Source organism: Bifidobacterium sp. W8112 (genome assembly GCF_016101425.1).
In the GTDB taxonomy this organism is placed as follows: Bacteria; Actinomycetota; Actinomycetes; order Actinomycetales; family Bifidobacteriaceae; genus Bombiscardovia; species Bombiscardovia apousia.
Genome location: NZ_JACFQN010000001.1, coordinates 325968 through 349964 on the forward strand (window position 1 = coordinate 325968; position 23997 = coordinate 349964).

22 protein-coding genes are annotated in these 23997 nt (G+C 62.3%); 13 read left to right on the forward strand and 9 right to left on the reverse strand.

Annotated elements, in window-relative coordinates; all coding sequences use genetic code 11:
- Window positions 1–235: 235 nt before the first annotated feature.
- From H3T92_RS01285 to H3T92_RS01310, 6 genes are all read right to left on the reverse strand, one after another.
- Window positions 236–2884 (reverse strand): ATP-dependent Clp protease ATP-binding subunit, encoded by a 2649-nt coding sequence (locus H3T92_RS01285; protein WP_198189261.1) that lies wholly within the window; start codon window positions 2882–2884, stop codon window positions 236–238.
- Between the two features lie 102 nt (window positions 2885–2986).
- Complete coding sequence (locus H3T92_RS01290; protein ID WP_198189262.1) at window positions 2987–3991, reverse strand: DUF3027 domain-containing protein; 1005 nt, start codon at window positions 3989–3991, stop codon at window positions 2987–2989.
- A gap of 68 nt (window positions 3992–4059) precedes the next feature.
- A complete protein-coding gene (locus tag H3T92_RS01295; RefSeq protein WP_101432595.1) occupies window positions 4060–4449 on the reverse strand; it encodes a cold-shock protein in 390 nt (129 codons plus the stop codon).
- Window positions 4450–4535: 86 nt separating this feature from the next.
- A complete protein-coding gene (locus H3T92_RS01300; protein WP_232341818.1) occupies window positions 4536–6440 on the reverse strand; it encodes a sensor histidine kinase in 1905 nt (634 codons plus the stop codon).
- 19 nt (window positions 6441–6459) lie between these two features.
- Window positions 6460–7218, reverse strand: coding sequence for a response regulator transcription factor (locus tag H3T92_RS01305; protein ID WP_144085762.1), 759 nt, complete (start codon window positions 7216–7218; stop codon window positions 6460–6462).
- A 4-nt stretch (window positions 7219–7222) separates the two neighbouring features.
- Window positions 7223–8014, reverse strand: a complete 792-nt coding sequence (locus H3T92_RS01310) for a TPM domain-containing protein (RefSeq protein WP_186279414.1) — start codon at window positions 8012–8014, stop codon at window positions 7223–7225.
- 69 nt (window positions 8015–8083) lie between these two features.
- Here H3T92_RS01310 and H3T92_RS01315 point away from each other — a divergent pair, with 69 nt between their 5' ends.
- On the forward strand, window positions 8084–8377 hold the full coding sequence (locus H3T92_RS01315; RefSeq protein WP_024626574.1) for a WXG100 family type VII secretion target: 294 nt from the start codon (window positions 8084–8086) through the stop codon (window positions 8375–8377).
- Between the two features lie 195 nt (window positions 8378–8572).
- On the opposite strand, the gene groL is transcribed toward H3T92_RS01315, so the two are convergent.
- From groL to H3T92_RS01330, 3 genes are all read right to left on the reverse strand, one after another.
- A complete protein-coding gene (gene groL, locus H3T92_RS01320) occupies window positions 8573–10192 on the reverse strand; it encodes a chaperonin GroEL (RefSeq protein WP_101432598.1) in 1620 nt (539 codons plus the stop codon).
- A gap of 317 nt (window positions 10193–10509) precedes the next feature.
- On the reverse strand, window positions 10510–10713 hold the full coding sequence (locus tag H3T92_RS01325; protein ID WP_045924634.1) for a cold-shock protein: 204 nt from the start codon (window positions 10711–10713) through the stop codon (window positions 10510–10512).
- A gap of 169 nt (window positions 10714–10882) precedes the next feature.
- On the reverse strand, window positions 10883–11524 hold the full coding sequence (locus H3T92_RS01330; protein WP_144085760.1) for a LytR C-terminal domain-containing protein: 642 nt from the start codon (window positions 11522–11524) through the stop codon (window positions 10883–10885).
- 149 nt (window positions 11525–11673) lie between these two features.
- Here H3T92_RS01330 and H3T92_RS01335 point away from each other — a divergent pair, with 149 nt between their 5' ends.
- From H3T92_RS01335 to H3T92_RS01390, 12 genes are all read left to right on the forward strand, one after another.
- Window positions 11674–12462, forward strand: coding sequence for a uracil-DNA glycosylase (locus H3T92_RS01335; protein ID WP_232341819.1), 789 nt, complete (start codon window positions 11674–11676; stop codon window positions 12460–12462).
- Window positions 12463–12507: 45 nt separating this feature from the next.
- The gene (locus H3T92_RS01340) at window positions 12508–13563 is read left to right on the forward strand and encodes an AAA family ATPase (RefSeq protein ID WP_144085759.1); all 1056 of its coding nucleotides are present in this window, start codon (window positions 12508–12510) and stop codon (window positions 13561–13563) included.
- Window positions 13560–14492, forward strand: coding sequence for a DUF58 domain-containing protein (locus H3T92_RS01345; protein WP_101432601.1), 933 nt, complete (start codon window positions 13560–13562; stop codon window positions 14490–14492). Before H3T92_RS01340 ends, H3T92_RS01345 begins: the two co-directional genes overlap by 4 nt.
- Window positions 14489–15022 (forward strand): hypothetical protein, encoded by a 534-nt coding sequence (locus H3T92_RS01350; RefSeq protein ID WP_144085758.1) that lies wholly within the window; start codon window positions 14489–14491, stop codon window positions 15020–15022. Before H3T92_RS01345 ends, H3T92_RS01350 begins: the two co-directional genes overlap by 4 nt.
- The gene (locus tag H3T92_RS01355; RefSeq protein WP_144085757.1) at window positions 15019–16095 is read left to right on the forward strand and encodes a vWA domain-containing protein; all 1077 of its coding nucleotides are present in this window, start codon (window positions 15019–15021) and stop codon (window positions 16093–16095) included. The genes H3T92_RS01350 and H3T92_RS01355 overlap by 4 nt, the downstream gene beginning before the upstream one ends.
- On the forward strand, window positions 16092–17120 hold the full coding sequence (locus H3T92_RS01360) for a vWA domain-containing protein (RefSeq protein ID WP_144085756.1): 1029 nt from the start codon (window positions 16092–16094) through the stop codon (window positions 17118–17120). Before H3T92_RS01355 ends, H3T92_RS01360 begins: the two co-directional genes overlap by 4 nt.
- Window positions 17117–17650, forward strand: a complete 534-nt coding sequence (locus H3T92_RS01365; protein WP_144085755.1) for a DUF6466 family protein — start codon at window positions 17117–17119, stop codon at window positions 17648–17650. Before H3T92_RS01360 ends, H3T92_RS01365 begins: the two co-directional genes overlap by 4 nt.
- Window positions 17651–17777: 127 nt before the next feature.
- Window positions 17778–18107, forward strand: coding sequence for a hypothetical protein (locus H3T92_RS01370; RefSeq protein ID WP_144085754.1), 330 nt, complete (start codon window positions 17778–17780; stop codon window positions 18105–18107).
- On the forward strand, window positions 18104–19531 hold the full coding sequence (locus tag H3T92_RS01375) for a PGAP1-like alpha/beta domain-containing protein (RefSeq protein WP_144085753.1): 1428 nt from the start codon (window positions 18104–18106) through the stop codon (window positions 19529–19531). Before H3T92_RS01370 ends, H3T92_RS01375 begins: the two co-directional genes overlap by 4 nt.
- Window positions 19532–19603: 72 nt before the next feature.
- A complete protein-coding gene (purB, locus tag H3T92_RS01380) occupies window positions 19604–21049 on the forward strand; it encodes an adenylosuccinate lyase (RefSeq protein ID WP_144085752.1) in 1446 nt (481 codons plus the stop codon).
- A 2-nt stretch (window positions 21050–21051) separates the two neighbouring features.
- Complete coding sequence (locus tag H3T92_RS01385; RefSeq protein ID WP_144085751.1) at window positions 21052–23523, forward strand: lysylphosphatidylglycerol synthase transmembrane domain-containing protein; 2472 nt, start codon at window positions 21052–21054, stop codon at window positions 23521–23523.
- 169 nt (window positions 23524–23692) lie between these two features.
- Window positions 23693–23980 carry an HU family DNA-binding protein gene (locus tag H3T92_RS01390; protein WP_015022121.1) on the forward strand — a complete coding sequence of 96 codons (288 nt, stop codon included), beginning with the start codon at window positions 23693–23695 and terminating at the stop codon, window positions 23978–23980.
- Window positions 23981–23997: the final 17 nt, after the last annotated feature.

Consider the following 23997-nt stretch of genomic DNA (forward strand, 5'->3'; position numbering starts at 1 on the left):
CATCGCTGCCTTAAGCCTGATATAAGAGAATGATCGAACCATTCGATGGACTCGTAAGCAAAAGCAAATGCCGAGCTCACACTGCCAATAGAAGCCATGGATTCCAAGTGACGTTTCAGAAACTGCATTACAGAGATCGACGCAAATCCCCGGCAGTACAGAATAAGAGGGGTTGGAGCACTGTAATCTGCTCCAACCCCTCTTCAGTCAGCTGCGTCGGGCCTCAACCCTTATCTCAGTCACTGGCAGGCGAACTCTGAGCGGACTGCTCAGAACCTTGACCATCCTGGCTCTGGCTGTCGGCCTCGCCTGCTGGCGGAACATCAGCGTCGGAAGAGCTCACCGAAGCTCCGACCAGTTCAGACTTCTGGTCCTGTTTATCAGCGGAGCTGGCCGCATGACGGGGTCCTTCGAAGGGCTTGCCGGTGAAGGTGAACTCACCCAGGATGCCCTCGCCTTCGGCATCGACCTGGACGGACTCGTTGTCCGTAAGGTCGCCCATAAGGATCTTCTCGGAGACCGCATCCTCGATGTCCCGCTGGATGACGCGGCGCAGAGGCCGGGCACCCAGGAGCGGGTCAAAGCCCTTCTCGGCCAGCAGGTCCTTGGCCTTGTCGGTCAGATCCAAGGACATATGGCGCTCGAAGAGACGATCGTTGAGCTGAGCGATGTCCAGATCGACAATCTGACGGACCTGGGGCTCGGTCAGCTGCTGGAAGACAATGATGTCATCCAGGCGGTTCAGGAACTCGGGCCTGAACTGCTGCTTGAGCTCGCTGGTCACCTGGTCCTTCATCCTCTGATAGGAGGTCTCGGTGTTGCCGCTCACGTTGAAGCCGGTGTTGGCCGCCTTGGCGATGTCGCGGGTTCCCAGGTTGGTGGTCAGGATGATGATGGTGTTCTTGAAGTCCACCATGCGACCCTGCCCATCAGTCAGGTGGCCGTCGTCCAGCACCTGCAGAAGGGTGTTGAAGATGTCCGGATGAGCCTTCTCGATCTCGTCGAAGAGGACCACGGAGAACGGCTTGCGCCTGACCTTCTCAGTCAGCTCGCCGCCCTCTTCATATCCGACGTACCCCGGAGGAGCGCCGAAGAGACGGGAGGTGGAGTACTTCTCCGAGAACTCGGACATATCCACCCGGATCAGGGCATCCTCATCGTCAAAGAGGAACTGGGCCAGAGCCTTGGCCAGCTCGGTCTTGCCCACGCCGGTGGGGCCGGCGAAGATGAAGGAACCTGCGGGACGCTTGGGATCCTTGAGGCCTACACGTGTACGGCGGATGGAGCGGGACAGGGCGGAGACGGCCTCATCCTGGCCAATGATCCGCTTGTGCAGCTCCTTCTCCATGCCCAAGAGCTTCTTGGACTCGGCCTGGGTCAGCTTGAAGACCGGGATGCCGGTGGTCGAAGAGACCACCTCGGCGATTACATCCTCGTCGACAACCATCTTGACGTCGGACTCACCCTCGTGCCAGGCTTGCTCCTTTTCCTTGCGCTCGGCCTCCAGCTTCTCCTGGCTGTCGCGCAGCTGAGCGGCCTTCTCGAAGTCCTGGTCCTTGATGGCCTGGTCCTTCTGGGCCGAGATGCGATCCACCTTGGCATCCAGCTCCTTGAGCTCCGGCGGGGCGGTCAGCCGCTTGATGCGCAGGCGTGCGCCGGCCTCATCGATCAGGTCGATAGCCTTGTCAGGCAGGTTCCTGTCCTGGATGTAGCGTGCAGAAAGCTCAGCCGCCGACTGCAGGGCCTTGTCCGTGATAGTGACATGGTGGTGATGCTCATAGCGGCCGCGAAGACCCTTGAGGATCTCGATGGTCTGGGCGATGGTGGGCTCGGAGACCTGAATGGGCTGGAAGCGCCGCTCCAGGGCCGCATCCTTCTCGATGTACTTACGGTACTCGTCGGTAGTGGTCGCTCCGATGGTCTGCAGCTCGCCGCGGGCCAGCAGGGGCTTGAGCATGTCAGAGGCGCCCAGGGCCCCGTCAGCCGAACCCGCACCGACGATGGTGTGAATCTCATCGATGAAGAGGATGATGTCGCCGCGGGTCTTGATCTCCTTGAGTACCTTCTTCAGGCGCTCCTCGAAGTCGCCCCGGTAGCGTGAACCGGCCACCATGGAACCCAGATCCAGCGAGTAGACCTGCTTGCCCTTGAGGGTCTCGGGCACATCGCCCTCATGAATCTTCTGCGCCAGGCCCTCGACCACGGCAGTCTTGCCTACGCCAGGTTCGCCGATCAGCACGGGGTTGTTCTTGGTCCTTCTGGACAGGACGACCATGACCCGCTCGATTTCGTTGGCCCGGCCGATGACCGGATCCAGCTTGCCTTCAGCGGCCTCCTGGGTCAGGTTCCTGCCAAACTGGTCCAGGATGGCCGAACCGGTCTGTCCGCCCTTGTTGGAAACGCCGCCGGCATTGGCCAGATCGCCCTTGCTAGCATCGCCGCCCTCGTGATTGCCGCGAATCATGTCAATAGTGGCGGTCCGCAGATCGCCCAGGTCCACACCCATCTTGATCAGCACCTGGGTGCCGACGCCCTCACCCTCACGGATGAGTCCTAGCAGAATGTGCTCAGTGCCAATGTAAGAGTGGCCCAGCTGAAGCGCCTCGCGCAGCGACAGCTCCAGGACCTGACGGGCGTGCGGTGTGAATGGGATATGCCCATTGGGGACCGCATTGCCCTTACCGATCATCTCCTCAACCTGTTTGCGGGTGGCATCCAGTTCCACGCCCTTGGAGGCCAGGGCCTTGGCGGCAACACCGTCACCTTCCCTGATCAGGCCCAGGAGGAGGTGCTCGGTGCCGATGTAATTGTGCTGCAGGGTGCGGGCCTCTTCCTGCGCCAGCACAATCACCCGCCGCGCACGGTCGGTAAACCGTTCGAACATACTTGTCCTTCCCTTTGATCCGTAATTCACTCTACAGATTTACGGTGACGTTTATTCTCGGCCCGCCGGTGATTGCGCTCTGAACGCAACGAGGCCTTGGAATCAGTCTTCTGAGCCGTCTTCTGACTGCATCTGCTCCATGAGTTCCACCTCAGGGCGCTCCTCGCGGGGCTTCTGCCTGACCACGTCGATATGGAGATCGTCATAGGCCGGCTGGGACTGGATCCAAAGATGGGACTCCTCCTGGGGTTCGATCTCGGAATGCTCGCCGCAGCCATGATCCAAGGAAACCACGCGTCCGTCGTCCGGGCTCCAACGATTGGCACAGACGCCAAACATGGTCCCCAGATCACCTGCCAGAGGAATCATGAAGCCGCAGGTCTCGCAGGCCTTGCCCTTGGCTGTCCGGGTCGACAGGGACTTGGGGCCGTGCTGCCCCTCGTACCAGCGCTTGGCGGTGGCCGTCCTGGCCTCGGCGGTCATCACGTGCCGGCGGCTCAGAGCGAAGCGGTCGACGGCCTCATCCAGGTCATCGGAAGAGGTCTGTGCACCGAGGGGAATCTGATCATTCGATTCCTGCTCGTGAACGTCTTTTTCTCCACTTGGACGGTCTGCCAGGCGGAAGACCACGCCGTCAGTCTCCTGATCGGCCCCATCAACAGCAGGGGAACTCGATTCTTGCTGACCTTCTTCATCATCTCCGGGGTTCTGCTGTACTTGAGAATTCTGATGGCTAGCTTGCGCTGGCTTGTATCCGGCTGTCAGCCTGGGGTCGTCCGGCTCGGTTCCCATGGCATCGGTCACGCTCAGATCCGAGGGCAGCAGGCGATCCTTCCAAGGAACCCAAGCGGGTGGCTGCAGGGCCGCATCAGTAGGCACCAAAGACGATTCATCCACAGTCCAGGTATCGGCATCCTCATCGCAGTAGAGGGTGACCGACCACTGCCAGCCCTCATAGCCCTTGATGGCCGAGGCGAACCGGTAGTCCCAGACTCCGTCACCAATCAGGGTGCGGCCGACCAGCCCACCGACCTCATCGCTGTCGGCGGCCACGCTCAGAGCCACTCGCCTAGCCAGTTCCTCAGGATCCAAGTCCTCTTGAACCATCTATCACACCTTCATCATCAGTGGGACCGGATCAGACCGATCCACGTCGGATTTTTCTCGCCGTCTGCTCAGTCCGGCACGTCGAAGTCATCGGCCACGGCCCTCAAGAGGGTGGCCAGCTTGGCGGATTCAGCCCGACCTGGATAGTGGTGTCGACGCAGGCCATTGCCCGCGGAGTCCAGCAGCTTGATCAAGTCCTCCACGATGGCGGCCATGTCGTCCGGATCAGGTCGCTTGGCACGCAGAATGGAGGGGGTCGGCCCCACCAGCTTCAGATCCAGGGCCTGGGGGCCCTTGCGGCCCTCAGCCACTGAGAACTCCACCCGGGATCCCTTGCGTATGGTGGACACCCCGGCGGGCAGGGCCGATGAGGGCAGGAAGACATCCTCACCTTGTTCATCCGTGATGAACCCGAACCCCCGCTTGGCGTCGTACCACCGTACTCTCCCGCTGGGCATGCTCTGCCACTTCCTTACGTTGCTTCTTGAACTGATATATCCGAGTTCAGTCTACCTGAACGGAAGGGGCAGGACGACCCATCTTGTCATAGGCGTACGGGACGATTGGCGGCAGAATTGGCCTGGTCCTCAGCGTGCCCCTGATCCCGGCTGCCGCCCTGGGGTATGACGATGGTGAAAGTCAAACCGCCCCCCGGGGTCTGCGAGGCGCAGATGAACCCCTGATGAGCCTTGACAATGGACTGGACAATGGCCAGTCCAAGCCCCGTGCCGCCCTTCTCCCGAGCCCTGGACGGGTCGGCCGTGTAGAAGCGCTCAAAGAGCCTGGACCTGGATTCCTCCGGGACGCCTGGCCCGTGGTCAACCACCCGGATGATGGCATAGTCGGTGCCCACATGGCTGTTCTCTGCCACCTGGATCGCCTCGGTCAGGTGTCCCAGCGAGGACTCAGTGGCCTCCAACCTGGTCAGATCCGCCGGTGCGATGGTCGCCTTGACCAGGCCCACTCCCACCTGGACCGGCGAATCAGCTGGGGTGTAGCGGTGGATATTGCCTACGATATTGGTAATCACCTGACGCAGGCGGCTGGGGTCACCAGTCACTGGCACCAAGGGCAGGGGACCCTCCTGGATGTCCAGACTGACGGCTGGGCCCAGGTGCCCGCCCACGGTGATCTTTTCCTTGTTGCGTCCCTTGAGGCCTGGCAGACCCTTGTTGGGCGTGACCGGCTTCTCCTGGGGGGCGGGCTGGTCTTCGGTATGCAGGCAAACCCTTCCTGTAGCCACTTCTCTGCCCGGGTCCAAGGCATGCAGATCGTCCACCCCGTCTCGCACCAACCCAGTCAGATCGACCGGCAGGGTCGTGTCGATCCCCCTGCCCTCATCCAGACGTGCAAGCGAAAGCAGATCCGTGACCAGGACCGTCATCCTGGTCGAAGAGTCTTCGATGTGCTGGATGGACTTGTCGGCCCGCTCCAGAGCCCCGGGATAGTCGCGCTGCATCCTGTAGAGCTCTGCGTAGCCGTGGATGGCGGCCAGAGGGGTACGAAGCTCATGGCTGGCATCCGAAACGAACTGCTTCATTTTCTCGGTGGTCTGGCGCTGCTCGTCGAAGGAATGCTCGATTCGCGCCAGCATGGCATTCAGGGATGCTGCCAGGGAACCCACCTCGGTATTCTCCGGGAAGCTGGGAATGCGTTGGGATAGGTCACCGGCCGCTATCTTGGCAGCAGTCTTCTCGATGCGTTTGAGGGGAACCAAGGTGGACTGGATCAGCAGGACCGAGATGACTCCGCCCAGAAGGACCACAACAACGGAAATGATCATGCAGAAAGCCGTCAGATCGTGCACGGCCTCGTCCTGGTCGCTCATGGACAGACCGATGAAGAGGATGCCGCTGATTTCGGAGCCGTCCAGTTCGTTGCGCAGCTTCCACTGCATGGCTACCACCCGCCACGAGGCCCGGGCTCGCTTCATGGTGTCCCGGTCTGGCGAGGCCTGTCGCGAGACGCGCACATAGGCTGGCACCGTGGTCGGCTTGCCCAGGGGTATCGAGTCCAGGCTGCCGTCGGCGGGCAGACGCGGGCGGGAAATGACCCCGTTGACCTGCATAGGATTCAGATCGTCCGAAATAATGTGCAGCTTGTCGTCGCGGATCTGCAGGAAGTAGTCAGTGGGGCCAAGGCCATTCTTGCTCAGATCCTCCTGGCGCAGCAGGGTGGCGTTGCGGATGCCCAGGTTGGCCTGGCGGATCAGCTGGGAGTCCGTGCGCTTCATCAGATAGTCGTCGGCCATCTGGCAGATGGCCACAGAGACACCCACCGTGCCCACGATGAGCAGGATGAGCATGCTGGCTACAAGTTTTGTACTCAGGGGAATGGCAGCCAGCGGCGACCTGCGCATGGACCGACCCCTCGGTCTGCCGGAGCCCTTGCCCTTGTCAGAATCCGAACCCATGACGGAGTTGGTCCTGTCAGCCGACGGTTCTGCCATGGGAGTCGAGCCCAAGGGACTAGTCGCCATCGCCGCCATCCGATGCGTTCTGCCTAGGGGCCCGAATCATGTAGCCGATGCCCCGCTTGGTCTCGATCAGCGGGGTCACCTTGCGCTCCCCGCCGTGTCCGTCGCTGATGGTGATGCCATCCACCTTCTTGCGCAGGTAGGAGATGTAGGACTCCACAATGGCTGCATCCCCGCCCCAGTCGTACTGCCAGACATGGTCCAGAATCTGCGCCTTGCTGAGCACACGACCCTCATTGTCCATCAGGTAGCGCAGCAGCTTGTATTCGGTCGGACTCAGGTCGATGGGTCGCCCGGCCCTGGTGACGTCGTGCGAATCCTCGTTGATCTCCAGATCCCCCACCCGGATGATCGGATCGTCCTCCTGATGCTCGCGCGTCCTGCGCAATATGGCCTTGATCCTGGCCACAACCTCCTCCAGGCTGAACGGTTTGGTCACGTAGTCGTCGCCGCCCACAGTCAGCCCCATGACCTTGTCCTGGGTATCATCCCTGGCCGTCAGGAAGAGCACCGGCGCCTCGATTCCCTCCTGACGGATACGAGAGGTGACCGTGAATCCATCGATGTCAGGCAGCATGACATCCAGGACGATCAGATCCGGCTGGGTGCGCTCAATGACCTGAATGGCCTCGGAGCCGGACGCCGCGGTCTCAACCGCAAAGCCTGCGAAGTGCAGAGAGGCCACCAGCAGATCCCTGATGGACGGTTCGTCGTCGACCACGACCAGTTGTGCTTGCGTCGGTTTGCTCATGGTTTCAGCTTGCCGCGTCTTTCTGGGTATTATCTGATAGTTTGCTGACCGTCTCTGTCGGGCGCGATTGTTTCTTCCCAGAGCTGGACTTGCGATGATGGGCCCCGGTGCGGCTACTGCGACGCCACCAAATCCAAACCGCTACGCCCAGCATGACCAGGACGACAACCGTCACTGAAAGAGCAATGATCATCACCCGGTGATGCCGGTGGTTTTGGTCAAGAGTCTCAACCTGGTCCATCATGGCCTTGGCCGAGCCCACCCAGTCGGGATTGCGGCCCTTGGTGACCGGCTCCAGAGCAGCCTGCGAGAGCTGATCCACGCTGGACTGATCCTTGAGCCAGGCCTGCGAGTTGCTGGAGACCGCCACGACCAATTTGCCGTCCTGAGAGGCCACCGCCAGCAGAACCGTGTCGTGGGTGGGCTTCATCGATTCGAGCACCCTGGACGCCCAGGTCTCAGGCTTGACGCCCTGATAGAAATGCGGAAGGTAGAGCAGTCGGACCGATACTCCTGTCTGCTCGGCGGTTTCCTGGATAGCATCCTTGACGGAGCCCACATCCGAACCCAGCAGATTCTGCGGATCGGTGATCGTGTCGGTCATGGTTCCGGCCCCCGTCTGAGGCTCATCAGCAATAGCCTTGGTCGGCCCCAGAACGCCGACCGTCAAAATCATCAAGAGCAGGAAAGCCAGCACCCGCCTCATGGATGAGACGCCGACCGGATTCGTCTTGTGGAGGGGGACTCGTTCGACCACATGGGTCCGCGGACGGGGCAACTGCGTGAACACTGTCATAGTGTCCACAGTAGCGGTTGACGGCATTGGACTCCCCCACCATCACCGCCATTCACGGAAAGGACAATCATGACACGGTTCCAAGTTGATTCGGATCAGATACAGACGGCCTCCGGCGCGGTCAGTGGCTCAATAGGGGCCATCAGAGATGCCGTGGCGGGAATGTACACCAATCTGGACAATCTTCAAAGCGTCTGGCAGGGTTCGGCGGCCAGCCAATTCGCCACAGTGGCCCAGCAGTGGCGCGCCTCACAGGCTCAGATGGAACAGGCGCTTGAAGGTATCCAGGCAGCTCTGACACAGGCATCGTCGCTCTATGCGGACACCGAGGCCCAGGCCACCCGCCTCTTCGCCGGAGCCTGAGCACCAGACCATGGATGTTGGCAGCTTTCAACCGGTTCACCATGAGTACCTGCTGCCAAACCCGGATCGTGAAAACTCATGGCGCAGTAAACGAACAAGCAAACAGGGGCCTGCACACCATAGTCCGGTGTGCAGGCCCCTGTCCTCGGCGATCACCAGGTTCAGCCGGAAAGCCCTCGGCCGAACCTATAAGGATCAGTAGCCCATGTCGCCCTGAGGCTGAGCGGCGGCAGGTGCCGGAGGCTCAGGCTTGTTGGCCACGACAGCCTCGGTGGTCAGGAAGAGCCCGGCGATGGAGGCCGCGTTCTGCAGGGCAGAACGGGTCACCTTGACGGGGTCGGCCACGCCGGCCTCCAGCAGGTCCTGGTACTCGTTGTTGGCGGCATTGAAGCCCTGGCCAGCAGGCAGCGAACGGACCTTGTTGATGACCACGTCACCGGAGATGCCGCTGTTCTCGGCAATCTGCTTGATGGGGGCCTCGATAGCGCGGAAGACGATGGATGCGCCGGTGGACTCGTCGCCATCCAGCTTGACATCCTTCTCAGCCTTGGCAGCGGCCTGAACCAGAGCCACGCCGCCTCCAGGCAGCAGGCCCTCTTCGATGGCGGCCTTGGCGTTGCGGACAGCATCCTCGATGCGGTGCTTGCGCTCCTTGGCCTCGACCTCGGTGGCCGCGCCGACCTTGATGACGGCCACGCCGCCGGCCAGCTTGGCCAGCCGCTCCTGCAGCTTCTCGCGGTCGTAGTCGGAGTCGGTGTTCTCGATCTCGGTGCGGATCTGGCCCACGCGAGCGGAGACCTCATCCTTGGAACCACCGCCGGAGACGATGGTGGTCTCGTCCTTGGAGACGATGACCTTCTTGGCGGTGCCCAGCACGCTCATGTCGATGGAGTCCAGCTTGAGGCCGAGCTCATCGGACACCACCTGTGCGCCGGTCAGAATGGCCATATCCTGCAGCATGGCCTTGCGGCGGTCGCCGAAGCCAGGAGCCTTGACGGCGCAGGAGTTGAAGGTGCCGCGGATCTTGTTGAGGATCAGGGTGGGCAGCGCCTCGCCGTCCACATCCTCAGCGACGATCAGCAGCGGCTTGCCGGTCTTCATGACCAGCTCGGCGATGTGGACCACGTCCTGCTGGCTGGAAACCTTGCCCGAGGTCAGCAGAATGTAGGGATCATCCAGAACGGCGGTCTGGTCGTCATTGTTGGTGACGAAGTAGGGAGCGATGTAGCCCTTGTCGAAGCGCATGCCCTCGGTGAACTCCAGGTCCAGGCCGAAGCGGTTGTTGTCCTCGACGGTGACCACGCCGTCCTGGCCGACCTTGTCCAGGGCCTCGGCGATCTCATTGCCGATCTCGGGGTCGCCTGCAGAGATGGTGGCAGTGGCAGCGATCTGGTCCTTGGTCTCGACTTCCTTGGACTGAGCCACGAGCTCCTTGACGATGGCGTCGGCGGCCTTCTCGATGCCGCGACGCAGAGCGATGGGGTTGGACCCGGCAGCCACGTTCTTCAGGCCCTCATGCACCAGGGACTGGGCCAGTACGGTGGCGGTGGTGGTGCCGTCTCCGGCTACGTCGTCAGTCTTCTTGGCGACTTCCTTGACCAGCTCGGCGCCGATGCGCTCGTAAGGATCCTCCAGGTCGATCTCCTTGGCGATGGAGACGCCGTCGTTGGTGATGGTCGGGGCCCCGTAGGACTTGTCCAGCACCACATTGCGACCCTTGGGGCCCAAGGTGACCTTGACTGTGTCGGCCAGCTTGTCCAGGCCGGCAAGCATGCCCTGACGAGCTTCCTCGTCATACTCGATGATTTTTGCCATTGTTGCTTCCTCCGTCATGGCTTGAGGTTTCATGACCCACCGTCGGCGTGGAACGGAACCCGACCGTCAGCTGTCGTGTTATCACTCCCGCACCTCGAGTGCTAATTCAGCAGATTAGCACTCGGTGGAGCCGAGTGCCAACCTGAGGGGAAAATACGCTGCAGGCTGTATGTCGTATCGGCCCTGACATCGGCCCCGCCCACAGGCAATCCGCACCCTGCACAGTCCCGGCTCAGCACTGTAATTCAAAATACATGCTACAAAAAATGGACCCCGGAATAACCGGGATCCACCATGACGAATACAGAAGACGACAATCAGAGCTTGGTGACCTTGGTTGCCTGCAGACCCTTGGGGCCCTCTTCCACCTGATATTCGACCTTATCTCCCTCATCAAGGGTCTTGAACCCGTCGGACTGAATGGCCGAGTAGTGCACGAACACGTCCTCGCCGCCATCGTCGGGATTGATGAATCCGTAACCCTTGCCAGCGCTGAAGAATTTCACAGTGCCTTGTGCCATAACTAACTTCCTTAACATAGGTGCCGCGTCACAACAGATACGAGACTGACCGCATCTGCCTGGTCGGCAAGGTCAGTTTAGGCCTATTGATAGGGCAATTGCAAAACGCCGAGCCGAAATTCGGGAACTTTTGCCCTCGAATTTCTTTGGTCGTCCGGTTGGCTGAACCTCATTGCATGAGGATGGCTTCCACCGGTGTGGAGGCCACGGAGGACTGCTCCACCTGGGTGATGCCCAACAGGCTGGCCACCTCCTGGGCAGTAGCTTTGTCGGCCTCGTCACGGTAGCGGACCGTACTTACGCCAGGCAGAGCCCCCTGCGGGTTGGTTGCCGTGACCGCAGTGTAACCGGCGTTGACCAGGACCTGGCGCTTGCTGCCTGCATGCCCGGTGATCCTGGTTCCGTTGATGACGGCCACCTGTGTGCCCCTGTTGACCACAGGTGCCGGGCTGCTGCTGGATGCGCTCGCTGAAGGCGACTGCGAGGGCTCCTGTGAAGCCTGCTCCTGGGATGATGTTTCAGCAGAGGGCTTGCTGTCTGAGGAGGAGGAGGCGGACCGCTTGGGCAGATGGCTGCTGATGACCCGGGAGGCATCGGTGTGGGTCTGTTGCCAGGGCAGGGAGCCGCTGACTGCAGCCCATAAGCCCAGTCCGCACAGCACGGCCAAGACCACCACCAGCAGGTAGGGCAGAGCCCTGACCGGCAGGGAACGCGGCCCCCGATGCACACCGACCGGCCCCTTGGGAGGGTTGTCGAACGCATCATGAACCTGGGGGCGCGCCTGCGTCCCATTGTCGCGCGTGCTAGCCATGAACTCTCCTCCGCTCCACCGGATCCTGAACCATTATATGTAATGGGACGCCGGAGCAGCATCCCGCTGACCATCCGACGTTCCCCGCAAGCCTAAGAGAGCCATGACAACCCTGACCGGCTCATATCACCAAGCGATATAGTGACCTTATGAACAGCAGCCAGCCTATTGCCGCAACCTCCCCCGCGCCGACGAACGGAACCGGTACCAACCCTCCGACCATAGCAGGAGGCCAGGGCCGAACCCATCGCAAACCTCTGAGCGCCTTGGTGGACCCCGGCTGGGCCGAGGCTCTCGCTCCTGTCGAGCCCAACATTCACCGTATGGGCGACTTCCTCAGATCCGAGCTGGCCCAGGGCCACCGCTATCTGCCTGCCAGCAAGAACATCCTGCGCGCCTTTACCATCCCCTTCGACTCCATCAAGGTTCTGATCGTGGGCCAAGATCCCTATCCGACGCCCGGCCATCCGGTGGGCCTGAGCTTCTGCGTGGACCCTGCAGTCAGCCCCATTCCCGGCTCCCTGCGCAATATTTACACCGAGCTCAGCTCCGACCTGGGCCTGCCCACGCCCTCCAACGGCGATCTGACGCCTTGGACCAGGCGAGGGGTCATGCTGCTCAACCGCTGCCTGACGGTACGGGTGGGCAAGCCGGCCAGCCACCGGAACAAGGGTTGGGAGGAGATCACCGACGCCGCCATCCGAGCTCTGAACGACCGACGCGACCAGGAGGGCAAGGTCCGGCCCCTGGTGGCCATTCTTTGGGGACGACAGGCCCAGAGCCTGGAGCCCCTGCTGACCAATGCGGCCATCATCAAATCCCCGCATCCCAGCCCCATGTCGGCCCGATACGGCTTCTTCGGATCCCGCCCATTCTCCAAGGCCAACCAAGCGCTGGAGGCCATGGGCGCCCAGCCGGTGGACTGGTCCCTGACCTGAGTCCTGCTGGCTGAGTCGTCAGGAAATGCCGTTACCATATCTGCTATGGCATTATTCCCACCTCGACCCAGTCAGTCCCCATCTGTTCAGCCCGGTCAGGACCGGCAGGTTCCGCCAATCAGCCAGGACGACCTGCAACGTTGCCGTCAGTTGGCCGACCGGATTCGAACCCGCTTTTCCAGGACTCTGGTAGGCCAGGAGAACCTGCGCGAGGCCCTGATCCTGACGCTGGTGGCCTCAGGACACATCCTGATCGAATCCGTGCCCGGCCTGGCCAAGACCACCGCCGCCCAGACTCTGGCCACCTCGGTCTCCGGCAGCTTCAAGCGGATCCAGTGCACGCCCGACCTGATGCCCTCGGATCTGGTAGGCACCCAGGTCTACGACTTCTCCACACAGCGCTTCTCGACACAGCTGGGTCCCATTCACGCCAACTTCGTCCTCATGGACGAGATCAACCGCTCCAACGCCAAGACCCAGTCAGCCATGCTGGAGGCCATGGCCGAGGGCGCCACCACCATCGGCGGCGAACGCATAGCCCTGCCCCGGCCCTTCATGGTGATAGCCACCCAGAACCCCATCGAGGAGGAGGGCACCTACAACCTGCCCGAGGCCCAAATGGACCGGTTCATGCTCAAGGCCGTCATGACCTATCCTGATGCCGACCAGGAGACCCGAATGCTGCAGATGCTGACCAGCCGAGGCACCGATATGCCCGGCAAGGACGATCGGGACGCCTTGACCATCGCCGATGTGGACTTCCTGAGGCAGAAGGCCCGGCAGGTCCACGTGGCACAGCCCATCATGCGATATGCAGTCGATCTGGCGGCCACCAGCAGGGGGGCTGGATCGCGACCCATCCAAGGGCTGGCCGAGCAGGTGAGGCTGGGAGCCAGCCCGCGTGCCTCCATCGCCCTGGTGCGCATCGGCCAGGCCAGGGCCCTGCTGACTGGCAGGGATTACGTCATTCCCGAGGATCTGAAGGACTGGGCCCATTCGGTACTCCGCCACCGGATCCTGCTGACCTTTGAGGCTCAGGCCGACGGCATCAGCAGCGACGACATCATCGACCAGATCGTCGACACGGTGCCGGTGCCATGAGCCGCCGACGCTCGAATCGCGACCCGGTCCGCAGACGGATCGAGTCCTTGGACACCAGCCTCCGGCTTCCCACGGTGCGCAGGGCCCTTGGACTGCTGGAGGGCGAGCACTCCTCTGGCCGACGCGGCGGTGGAGACGAACGTGCCGACCTGCGCGCCTATGAGTTCGGAGACGAAACCCGCATGATCGACTGGCACGCCAGTGCACGGATGGGTCGACCCATGGTGGTTGAGCGCGAGCGCCTGGTTACCAGCAAGGTCTGGCTGCTGCTGGATGTCGGCCGCGAGATGTCCGGAACATGCCCTGACGGGGAGCAGGCCATCCAGGTGGCTGCCAACGCCCTGTGCATGTTCGCTTCCCTCTGCCTGCGCCGCAGCGATGAGGTGGACCTGGTCCTGGTCGATTCATCCGCCATCCGCCGCATACCATGCCAGGGGGGGTTCGCCCGATTCGAACAGACCCTGGACCGGGCTCTGGAGTCGCCGCTGGATCAGCCACGCAACCTTGAGGCCCTGCTGGGCTACGCCGCCGGCATCCAGGACCGGCAGGCCATGCTGGTCATTGCCACCGACCAGTCGGCCTTGCATGTTGACCTGATGCCGACCATCCGACAGTTGGCAACCACCCACCCCTTGAATTTCATCGGAGTGGAGACCATGAATCCCCTGCGGCAACAGCCCGCCATGGGCTCGGTAACGGATGCACCCAGCGGACGCAAGATCCCGGCCTTCCTGCGTACCGCGAACGGGACGCAAGCCGTGGACCTGCACAGGCGCTATCAGATTGAGGCCTTTAGCCGGGAATTGACCAGAATCGGAGCCTCGCTGATCAGGGCCGACTCCAGCACAGCCATGTTCAACAGGTTCATCCACCTGCTCTCAGCCGGCCGACCAGGCATTCCCATGCGGCAGACGGTGATGGCGGCATGAGTGCTGTCGTCCTGATTCGTCTTGCGTCCGGTCATGGTCAAATCCAGATCATGCCCGCCATGACCCAGCCCACCTGGCTGCTGGCTCTGACGGCGACCGCCATCATACTGGCCCTGGCCCTGGCCGGAGCGGCCATTCTCCTGCCCAGGTTCAGCCGTCAGCAGGAAGAGCATCCGATCCAAGCGAGCCCTGACTCCCTCGATGCATGGCGTCAGCGGATTGATCAGGTGGTGGCCCAGTACGACAAGGGCCAACTGAACCGCGACCAGGCCATGACAGCACTGGCCACCATCGCTCGTGGATTCGCCTCCCGCTCCTGGAACAGTGATATGAAGTCCAAGACTTTGGCCGAAATCCAGGCTCAGCCCCGTACGCCGAGCACCCGGCAGGGTCTGGACCTGCTTCGGCAGACCATAGATGCCCTTTACCCGCCTGAATTTGCCCTTCCCCGGGACAGCACAGGAACCGACGCCACGGTGGATCAGGCAGCCGACTGGGTACGGGAGTTGATTGAACGGTGGCCGCGATGAGCATAGGCAATCTGTCCTGGAGGTGGCCCTGGCTGCCGGTGCTGGCCCTGTTCCTGGCCCTGGCGTTCGGCCTGCTGGCCTCCCGTGCGGCGCGTCGTCGCAAGCTGGATCAGGAACGGGGCGCCCGGATCTGGACCTTGGACAGCGACTTGGACACCGAGGAGGGCCACGAGTCCCTGCGGCGCTGGCGACGATTGAACCGTTGCGCCGCAATCCTGCTCGCTCTGGCCCTGCTGATGGTTTTGAGCCTTGCTGCCAGGCCCGCCCGGGTCGATCGGACACTGGAGCAGGGGCACAACCGCGATATCGTGCTATGTCTGGATGTGTCCGGCTCCACCCTGCCCTACGACCGGCAGGTGATCGCCTCCTACCTCGATCTGGTCCGCAGCTTCCGGGGCGAACGCATGGCTCTGAGCATCTTCAACTCCACCTCGCGCACCGTCTTCCCCCTGACCGACGACTATGGCATGATCACCGCCGAATTGAGCAAGGCGCGACGGATCCTGGACGGGGTGCAGTCCCAGGACCGCATCGATGCCATGAGCGGACGACAGTACCAGGACATCAGCGACTGGCTGGAGGGCACGCAGAACCGCCGGGACACCACCTCACTGATCGGCGACGGGCTGGTGGGTTGCGCTGCGCTCCTGCCGCAATTCACTCCCAAGGGCCAACCCGAACCGGCAAAGGCCGACCAACGTTCGAGCTCCCTGGTCCTGGCCACCGATAACGTGGTCTCCGGCAAACCCACATACACCCTGGAGGAGGCGCTCAAGCTGACCTCGGCCGCAGGAATCGCGGTGGACGGACTCTATTCGGGACCGGACCAAGGCACCGAGGCGGAGAGCACCCGGCAGATGCAGCGGCTGATCGAAGCCCGTGGCGGTATCTTCCTGCAACGGCAGGACGGGAACTCCATCAACGCGCTGGTCCGCCGGATCGAACATCGCCATGGAGCCGACCCACGCCAGCAGGAGCAGTCCAGCCTGGTGGATGCACCCGGCTGGTGGACCCTGGCCCTGGCCCTGGCGCTATCCGGATATCTGCTCCTGGCCTGGAGGCTGAAGCGATGAACATACTCAAGTCCCTGACCTTTGAGCCTGCCCTGGGCTGGGTGGCCGGCGGCCTATTGTCGGGCCTGCTGCTGCTCCTGGCTATTGCGCTGGTCATCCATGGACTGCGCAAGGGCCGGGATACGGATGCCGATCGCTGGGCCTTGGCCCGGCGCACCGCCATGGTCCTGATCCTGGCCCTCATGGTCCTGACCCCAAGCACCGTCAGCAGAACCACCAATAAAGCCGTCAACGCCACTGATGTCTTCATTGCGGTTGACGTGACCGGATCCATGGCAGTCAAGGATGCCGGATATGGGGCCCAGGACGGCATCAGCCGGTTGGAGGCGGCCAAAGCAGCCGTCCGCGGGCTGGTCGACACCTATCCGGATGCATCCTTCTCGGCCCTGAGTTTCGGCGCCTCGGCCAGCGTCGATCTGCCCCTGACCCCCGACGTGCGAGCTGTGGACAACTGGGCCCGCGGGCTGGCCACAGAGCCCACCTCCCGTTCCTCCGGCTCCAGCTTGGATGCTCCTCTGGATCGGCTGACTCTGGCATTGAAGCAGACCAAGGACCAGCATCCCAACGACCGGATCCTGCTCTATCTGATCAGCGATGGAGAGCAGACTGGCAGAGACGAACGGCGATCCTTCAGCGTTCTTAGAGAGGGGCTGGATGAGGCCTTTATCCTGGGAACCGGCTCAGCCAAGGGAGGCCCGGTGCCCTTGACCTCGGATGTCGGCGGCAGCGGCGCCGGAGGCTGGGTGACGGATCCGCAGACCGGCCAGCCGGGCATCTCGGCCATGGATCCGGACACTCTCAAGGCCATGGCCGACGAGATGAGCGGCCACTATCAGGCCCTGGCCAAGGGGGTCACTGTCCGCGAGGGCGCTACAGCTTCGGTCTCCAAGCGCTACCGGGTGACCACGGTCGATCAGGTGCGCCGACATGTCACCCCGCTGGTCTGGCCCTTGGCACTGGTGGAACTGGTCCTGATCCTGGTTGAGGCAGGGCAATGGGTCCGTACTTCGAGGAGATTGCTATGAGCAGGAACACCCTTCGAACGCGTCTGGTCCTTATCGTTTTAGCCCTGATAGCAGCGCTGACCGGGGCATGGGGCCTGATCAACGTCAGAGCCATCGCCACTTACAACGAGGCCACGCGCACACTGAACACCAGCATCCGGCAGGCCCGAAACCCACAGGCAGACCCGGCAGCAATCAAGGCGCTGCAAGATCAGGCAGACCGCCTTTTCGCCCAAGCGGCGCGGCCGGGCCCCTTGCTTCTGCCGAAGACCAGGCAGGCCGCGCAAGCCAACCAAGCGACCAGCACTGCGCTGACCAAACGTACGGAACGGATTCTCAAAAAACAACAAGCAGACACAACCAAGAACGAGCAGGGCGGAAAGAGCGGATCAGGCAAGGGCGCATCCTCCGGGCTGACCAAGCAGCAGGAAGCTGAGGTAGAGGATCTGCTCAAGCGCAACCAGGAACAGAGCGATCCCTCCTCATCCCCCAGCCCAACAGGCAATACGGGCGGCCACCAGGATCGGGAAAAGGGCGTCAAACCCTGGTGACCGGCCTCACCAGGCATTGCTCGATCATTTTTCGAAGACCTGTCCCCATCAAAACGGATCAGGCAACATTCGACCACATGGCCCAATCGACGCCATGCAAGCATGACTGCAGTGATGAAGTAGACGCATGGACAAGTCATCACCATCGTCACTACCCACCCTGGCCCCCTTCCTCGAGCAGTCCTCCTACCTGTCCGATCCTGAGGCGGCCGGAGCCTGCCCCTGCCACGCACGGGTGGCCCGTTGCCGGACCATGCTGGCCGATATGGCTCGGCAGTCGCGAACAACCCTGGTCCACCTGAGCGAATTAGCCGACCAGGCCCTAAGGGTCGACTGGCAGGGAAAGGCCGCTCACGCCTACCGGGCCCAGGTACGGGCCATGGATGCACTCTGCCAGGATCAGCGTGTCCAGGCAGGACGCACCCTGAACCTGATCGATCAAGAGAGCCGACCATGAAGCGGACGGTCACCGCGGCACCCGACGCCAACGGTTACACCAGCACCGAATTGGATCATCTGACCGGCATGGCTGACCGGCTCAACCAGGCAGGCGGTGCCCTGGCCACCCTGCAGACGCAATGGATTCTCACCAATCAGGCTATCCGCAGAACCATGCCAGGGTTGCCCGCCCTCCCCTGCACCCAGGCTGCCGTGCCGCCGCCAGGTCACGCCCGTCTGCCCCTGGACCTGATGGTGACCTTCTGCAGTGACCAAGCTCAGGCCTGCGAAGACCTACGCACCAAGCTCCAGTCTGTGGCCGATCGGCTGACCAAGGCCTATGGGTTGTACTCGCAGGCGGAATCATTCATGGAAAAGCTGATGGACTCCCTGATATCCACGGCCGTGACCCTCTTTCAGCCCATCGCCCCGTATATGTTGGGAACCATCGGTCTGAGCCTGGGAGCAGCTAAACTGACCGGCAAACTGGATGCCTCGCAATTCCAGGAATTTCTGGAAACTACGGCCGGCATCCATCAGCCTCTGCTGGCCGCCGCCGCATCCGACCTGACCTCGGACCACCGCGATCCTATTGGCAGATTGGTCACCGATCCAGGCCTGCTGGTGCCCTTCATCCTCGCTCATCTTCAGGGTGACCAGCTCACGATGGATCCTATACAGCCACAGGGCAAGGGGTTGGGCGAGGCTCATGACATTGCCACCGCCCTGCAAAATCTGGAGAGCCTGGGATCCTGCCAGGACGGCATTCCTTACGCAACCATCGCTGTACAACGATATCGGGAGGCGGACGGCAGGGACCGTTGGCTGGTCTACATACCCGGCACCAGCTCCCATCTCGATTCCCCCATCGGCTGGTTCCAAAACATCCAGCTCATGAGCGACAAGGCTTCAGTACGCGAAAGGGCGGCCTCGCTGCGTCTGGTGGACCAGGCCATGCGCGAGGCTGGGGTGCGCCCGGACGATCCGGTCAGCCTGGTGGGTCATTCCCAGGGCGGTATCGTGGCCGCCACCATGGCCTCGGATCTTTCCAACCGCTACCACTTCGACCACATCGTGACCGTCGGATCGCCCATCGCCCATCGCCAGATAGGGTCAAGCACCTGGGTCACCAGCGTGGAAATGCGCGAAGAGCTGGTCTCCAGCCTCGATGGAGCCGACAACCCCTCACGGCCCAATCAACTGACCGTCAGGGGAAGGGCAGGCGGATCTCCCCCTCCAGGCGGCAGCCAAACTGGCCGGACAGTGACCACTGCCGGATCCGGCAAGGAATCCACCCATGGCATGGCCTACCAGCGGGCGGCCTGGGCCGATGCCCGAGATCAGAACTCACCAGCAGTACGACGTCAGGACAACCACTTCGCCCATGCCATCGAGGGCGATCTGCAGGAGACCCGCTACTACCGCGGCAGGCTACGCCGATGAGCGGGACACGCGGACCCCCAAGAGCACCCATATCGATTCCTGCTGGTTGACCCGGTCGTCTAGGCTGGAGGCATGAACCTGAGCCGAATCACCCCAGTCATCCCCCTCAATCCCTTGGACGGACGTTACCGCAGGCAGACCGCCGATCTGGTGGACTATCTGAGCGAACCTGCCTTGAACCGCGAGCGTATGCGGGTCGAGGTCGAATGGATGATCATGCTGGCCAACGGCTACCAGGGCAACGGCCAGCACCCGGTCCTGCCGGGCGTAGAGCCTCTGACAGAGACAGAACAGGCCTACCTGCGAGCCATCCCCGAGGATTTCGATGCCGATGGCATCACCGAACTGGCAGGCATTGAAGCTCAGACCCACCACGACGTCAAAGCTGTGGAATATTACATCGACCGCCGTCTGGAGGCTTCAGCCACAGCCCTTGGCCCTGAGTCCCAACTTCCCGGGTTGACACCCCTGGTCCACTTCGCCTGCACCAGCGAAGACATCAACAATCTGGCCTATGCCCGCTGCATCCGAGGCGGGGTCGAACAGGTCTGGCTCCCCAAGGCCACCCGAATCGAGAGCCATCTGGCGACCATGGCGGAGCAATACCGGGATCTGCCCATGCTCGCCTTGACCCACGGCCAGCCTGCCACACCCACCACCCTGGGCAAGGAGATGGCGGTCTACGTCCACCGGCTGCACCGGCAGCTGGATCGGATCCGCCATCAGGACTACATGGGCAAGATGAATGGCGCCACTGGAACCTTTGGCGCCCATCTGGCCGCCCTGCCGCAGGTGGATTGGATCGATCTGACCCGGGCCTTCGTCACAGAACGGATGGGCCTGGTCTGGAACCCACTGACCACTCAGATCGAGTCCCACGACTGGCAGGCCGAGCTCTTCGGCAACATCGCCCACCTAGGCCGGATCCTGCACAACCTGGCCGTGGATGTCTGGATGTACATCTCCCGCGGCGTCTTCGCCCAGGAACCCGTCAAAGGCGCCACCGGCTCCAGCACCATGCCCCACAAGGTCAACCCCATACGCTTCGAGAACGCCGAAGCCAATCTGGAGATCTCAGGAGCCCTGCTGGACACCCTGGCCACCACCCTGACCGAAACCCGCTGGCAGCGGGACCTGACTGACTCCACCACCCAGCGCAACATCGGTTCGGCCCTGGGCTACAGCCTGCTGGCTCTGGACAACCTGGACGGCGGCCTGCAGACCATCCACCCCGACAAGGCCCTAATGGCCCACGAGCTTGACAGCAACTGGGAGGTCCTGGGCGAGCCCATACAGACGGCCATGCGGGCCGCCGGACTGGCTGGACGCTCAGGCATGGATCACCCCTATGAGCAGGTCAAGGAGCTGATGAGGGGCAAGAGGATCGGCCGGGAGGATGTCGAGCACTTCATCGACGGCTTGGACCTGGACCAGGACACGGCGAGCCGGCTCAAGGCCTTGACGCCGGCAACCTACACCGGTGCAGCCGGAACCTTGGTGGACTTCGATCGCGACTGACCATGACCCCGTCCCAGTCGACCATCACCCCCGAGGACACCGATTCCGCCGACCCTGTGCAGGAAGACCAGGTCGTCATTCGGGATACCCCACCCCAGCGGGTTCATGATGCCGAAGACCTGCTTCGAGCCCTGGCAGCACTGATCCTGGGAATCCTGGTCACTCTGGCAGCTGTCTATCTGAAGGGCATAGCCGCCGGGGTCGAGTCGGACATGCGCCAGGCCGGCAATGCCATGGACTGGCTCATGGACGTGCCCACGGCCTTCCTTCAGCAAGCAGTGACCGTGACCGTCGTCCTGGCGGTGCTTGTCCATCTGCTGGTCAACAGGGAATGGATCCAGGCCATCACTGCCCCCTTGGCCATGTTCCTGGGCTTCGGGCTGGTCATGCTGACCTCCAACCTGATCCTGAAGGCGGGCAACCCGACCCTGATCGCCTCATTCAGCTCCCAGAACGCCATAGGGTCTCCCGTCCTGCTGCCTGACTTCTATGCCGGTCTGGCTGCCTTCCTGAGTGCAGCAGGACCCCGTCGACTACGCAGCTCGGTCAAGTGGGGATGGAACGCTCTATACGTCGTGGCCATCATCATGGTCGCCATATCCTCCAATTCGGCCAGCGGGGTTCTGGTCTCGCTGATCCTTGGCCGAATCATGGGCATGGTCGTCCGATACCTGGCGGGCACACAGAACAAGGGCGCTTGGGGGCAGGGCGTGGTGCAGGCCATAGCCTCCATCGGCATCCATGCCGCCAGCCTGGAGCGTCAGGATCCCAGTCTAGACAACGATGGCCAGCCACTGCCCGCCCTCGACGACGACCTTATCGAGGCCTCCCGCATCTACAGGGCCCGTGACAGGGATGGCCGCACCTACACGGTTTCGGTCATGGACGGCCAGCTGCACACCATGGGCTATCTGATGCAGCTCTGGCAGTGGATCAAACTGTCCGGAGTCTCCATGCGCCGGGACCGGTCGGTCAGAAACTCCATGCAACACCATATGGCCATGCTGACTGAATTGCGGGACCTGGGACTGACCACCCTGCACCCCTATGGTCTGGCGGAGAGCGCCGAATCCTCAATTCTGGTCCTTGAGGATGATGTCCATCTTGGGCCTTTGGAACCTGAGAACCTGGACGCCGACAGGGCCAAGCAGCTGATGGACTATCTTCGCCGGGCCAACGAGCGCGGCTTCACACACCGCCGCATACGCCCAGAGACTCTGGCCGTGGACCAGTCAGGCTCCGCGGTCATCGCCGGCTGGGAGAACGGCGACAGCGCCAGCTCCCAGGCCAACATCGCCCTGGACCGGGTCCAGCTTCTCGCCCTGATCGCCGCGATGATCGGCGTGGACCAAGCCATCACAGCTGCCCGCGCCTCCTGGGGGGTCAAGACCCTGGCGGGGCTATCGCCATTCTGCCAGATGGTGGCCATTCCGTCACAGACCCAGGCCCTGCCTGGCTGGAATCGACAGATTCTGACTGATCTGCGCAAACAGCTGCAGACCTTGGCTCCTCCTGAGTCGGTGGCTGATACCGGCCAGGTAACCCTCTCACGTTTCAGTCTGCGCAGCTTCGTGGCCCTGGCCTTGCTGGTAGTAGCTGTCGCCGTCATCGTCACCCAGTTCAATCTGCCCCAGGTCATCAGCGCCGTCCGCAATGCCAACCCTTGGATGGCTGGCCTCTCCTTCCTGCTGGGATCACTGTCCTGGGTGGGCTGCGCCATTACCCTAGGAGTCTTCATCGACCCGGCCAAGCGCGACTTTAAGGGCATCTTCCTATCCCAGGTGGCCTCCTCGTTCACCTCGGTCTCCATGCCCGCCGGGGTGGGGCCGGCCTTCGTCAACCTGCAGTTCCTGCGGCGGGACGGCTATGACAACACCATGGCCACGGCCATCATGAGCGCCGTGGTGGCCGTCCAGTTCGCTACCACCTTCTGTCTGCTGATCGGCATCGGGCTGTTCACCGGGCGCAACACCCTATCCGGGATGATCCCCACCAACACCCTGGTCATCGTCATCGGGACAGTGGCCATCATCGCAGCCCTGATCATGGCCGTGCCTTACACACGGCGACTGGTCATGGAACGCCTGATGCCCATCGTGGCCTCCTACGCCCGCCACCTTATAGAGATTCTGACTCAGCCCAGGCAGCTGGTGGTGGCCGTGCTTGGGGCTGTGATGCAGTCAGCCGCCCTGGGCATGAGTTTCTGGGCCGCCCTGATGGCCTTCGGCTGCCGGACCAACGTTTTCGAGACCACCTTCGTCTTCCTCCTGGCCAATACGCTGGGTTCGGCTGTCCCCACACCCGGCGGCCTGGGAGCCATAGAGGCGGTGCTCTTCTCCGCCTTCCGCCTGGCAGGCGTTCCCTCGGGCGTAGCCATCTCGGCCACTCTGGTCTTCCGGGTGGCCACCTATTGGCTGCGCATCCCCTTGGGAGCCTTGGCCATGCGCTGGCTGAGCAACCATAATCGCATCTAAAGGGCCCCTCGGACACTTTCATTCCCAAGGGCCTCAAAAATCGCGTGGTGAAATGTCGAAAACCCCCGGAAAATGCGGTGTTTGGGCCTAATCTGCGCTAATATCAGTCATTGACCGTTGGGCTTTCCCCAAATCAAGCAGTGGGAGGCCCCCGAAAGAAGGATGTTCTATGGCATACAACAAGTCTGATCTCGTTTCGAAGATTGCGCAGAAGTCCAACCTGACCAAGGCTCAGGCGGAAGCTGCTGTCAACGCCTTCCAGGATGTCTTCGTCGAGGCCATGAAGTCCGGTGAGGGTCTGAAGCTGACCGGTCTGTTCTCGGCCGAGCGCGTCAAGCGTGCCGCCCGCACCGGACGCAACCCCCGCACCGGTGAGACCATCAAGATTCCGGCCAGCTATGGCGTGCGGATCTCTGCCGGCTCGCTGCTGAAGAAGGCCGTCACCAACAAGAAGTGAAACCAGCCTTTCTGCAA

Bases quoted from the DNA above. Each gene is read 5' to 3' on its own strand.
- H3T92_RS01285 (WP_198189261.1), bottom strand. From the start codon at position 2,884: ATGTTCGAACGGTTTACCGACCGTGCGCGGCGGGTGATTGTGCTGGCG.
- H3T92_RS01290 (WP_198189262.1), bottom strand. From the start codon at position 3,991: ATGGTTCAAGAGGACTTGGATCCTGAGGAACTGGCTAGGCGAGTGGCT.
- H3T92_RS01295 (WP_101432595.1), bottom strand. From the start codon at position 4,449: ATGCCCAGCGGGAGAGTACGGTGGTACGACGCCAAGCGGGGGTTCGGG.
- H3T92_RS01300 (WP_232341818.1), bottom strand. From the start codon at position 6,440: ATGGCAGAACCGTCGGCTGACAGGACCAACTCCGTCATGGGTTCGGAT.
- H3T92_RS01305 (WP_144085762.1), bottom strand. From the start codon at position 7,218: ATGAGCAAACCGACGCAAGCACAACTGGTCGTGGTCGACGACGAACCG.
- H3T92_RS01310 (WP_186279414.1), bottom strand. From the start codon at position 8,014: ATGACAGTGTTCACGCAGTTGCCCCGTCCGCGGACCCATGTGGTCGAA.
- H3T92_RS01315 (WP_024626574.1), top strand. From the start codon at position 8,084: ATGACACGGTTCCAAGTTGATTCGGATCAGATACAGACGGCCTCCGGC.
- groL (WP_101432598.1), bottom strand. From the start codon at position 10,192: ATGGCAAAAATCATCGAGTATGACGAGGAAGCTCGTCAGGGCATGCTT.
- H3T92_RS01325 (WP_045924634.1), bottom strand. From the start codon at position 10,713: ATGGCACAAGGCACTGTGAAATTCTTCAGCGCTGGCAAGGGTTACGGA.
- H3T92_RS01330 (WP_144085760.1), bottom strand. From the start codon at position 11,524: ATGGCTAGCACGCGCGACAATGGGACGCAGGCGCGCCCCCAGGTTCAT.
- H3T92_RS01335 (WP_232341819.1), top strand. From the start codon at position 11,674: ATGAACAGCAGCCAGCCTATTGCCGCAACCTCCCCCGCGCCGACGAAC.
- H3T92_RS01340 (WP_144085759.1), top strand. From the start codon at position 12,508: ATGGCATTATTCCCACCTCGACCCAGTCAGTCCCCATCTGTTCAGCCC.
- H3T92_RS01345 (WP_101432601.1), top strand. From the start codon at position 13,560: ATGAGCCGCCGACGCTCGAATCGCGACCCGGTCCGCAGACGGATCGAG.
- H3T92_RS01350 (WP_144085758.1), top strand. From the start codon at position 14,489: ATGAGTGCTGTCGTCCTGATTCGTCTTGCGTCCGGTCATGGTCAAATC.
- H3T92_RS01355 (WP_144085757.1), top strand. From the start codon at position 15,019: ATGAGCATAGGCAATCTGTCCTGGAGGTGGCCCTGGCTGCCGGTGCTG.
- H3T92_RS01360 (WP_144085756.1), top strand. From the start codon at position 16,092: ATGAACATACTCAAGTCCCTGACCTTTGAGCCTGCCCTGGGCTGGGTG.
- H3T92_RS01365 (WP_144085755.1), top strand. From the start codon at position 17,117: ATGAGCAGGAACACCCTTCGAACGCGTCTGGTCCTTATCGTTTTAGCC.
- H3T92_RS01370 (WP_144085754.1), top strand. From the start codon at position 17,778: ATGGACAAGTCATCACCATCGTCACTACCCACCCTGGCCCCCTTCCTC.
- H3T92_RS01375 (WP_144085753.1), top strand. From the start codon at position 18,104: ATGAAGCGGACGGTCACCGCGGCACCCGACGCCAACGGTTACACCAGC.
- purB (WP_144085752.1), top strand. From the start codon at position 19,604: ATGAACCTGAGCCGAATCACCCCAGTCATCCCCCTCAATCCCTTGGAC.
- H3T92_RS01385 (WP_144085751.1), top strand. From the start codon at position 21,052: ATGACCCCGTCCCAGTCGACCATCACCCCCGAGGACACCGATTCCGCC.
- H3T92_RS01390 (WP_015022121.1), top strand. From the start codon at position 23,693: ATGGCATACAACAAGTCTGATCTCGTTTCGAAGATTGCGCAGAAGTCC.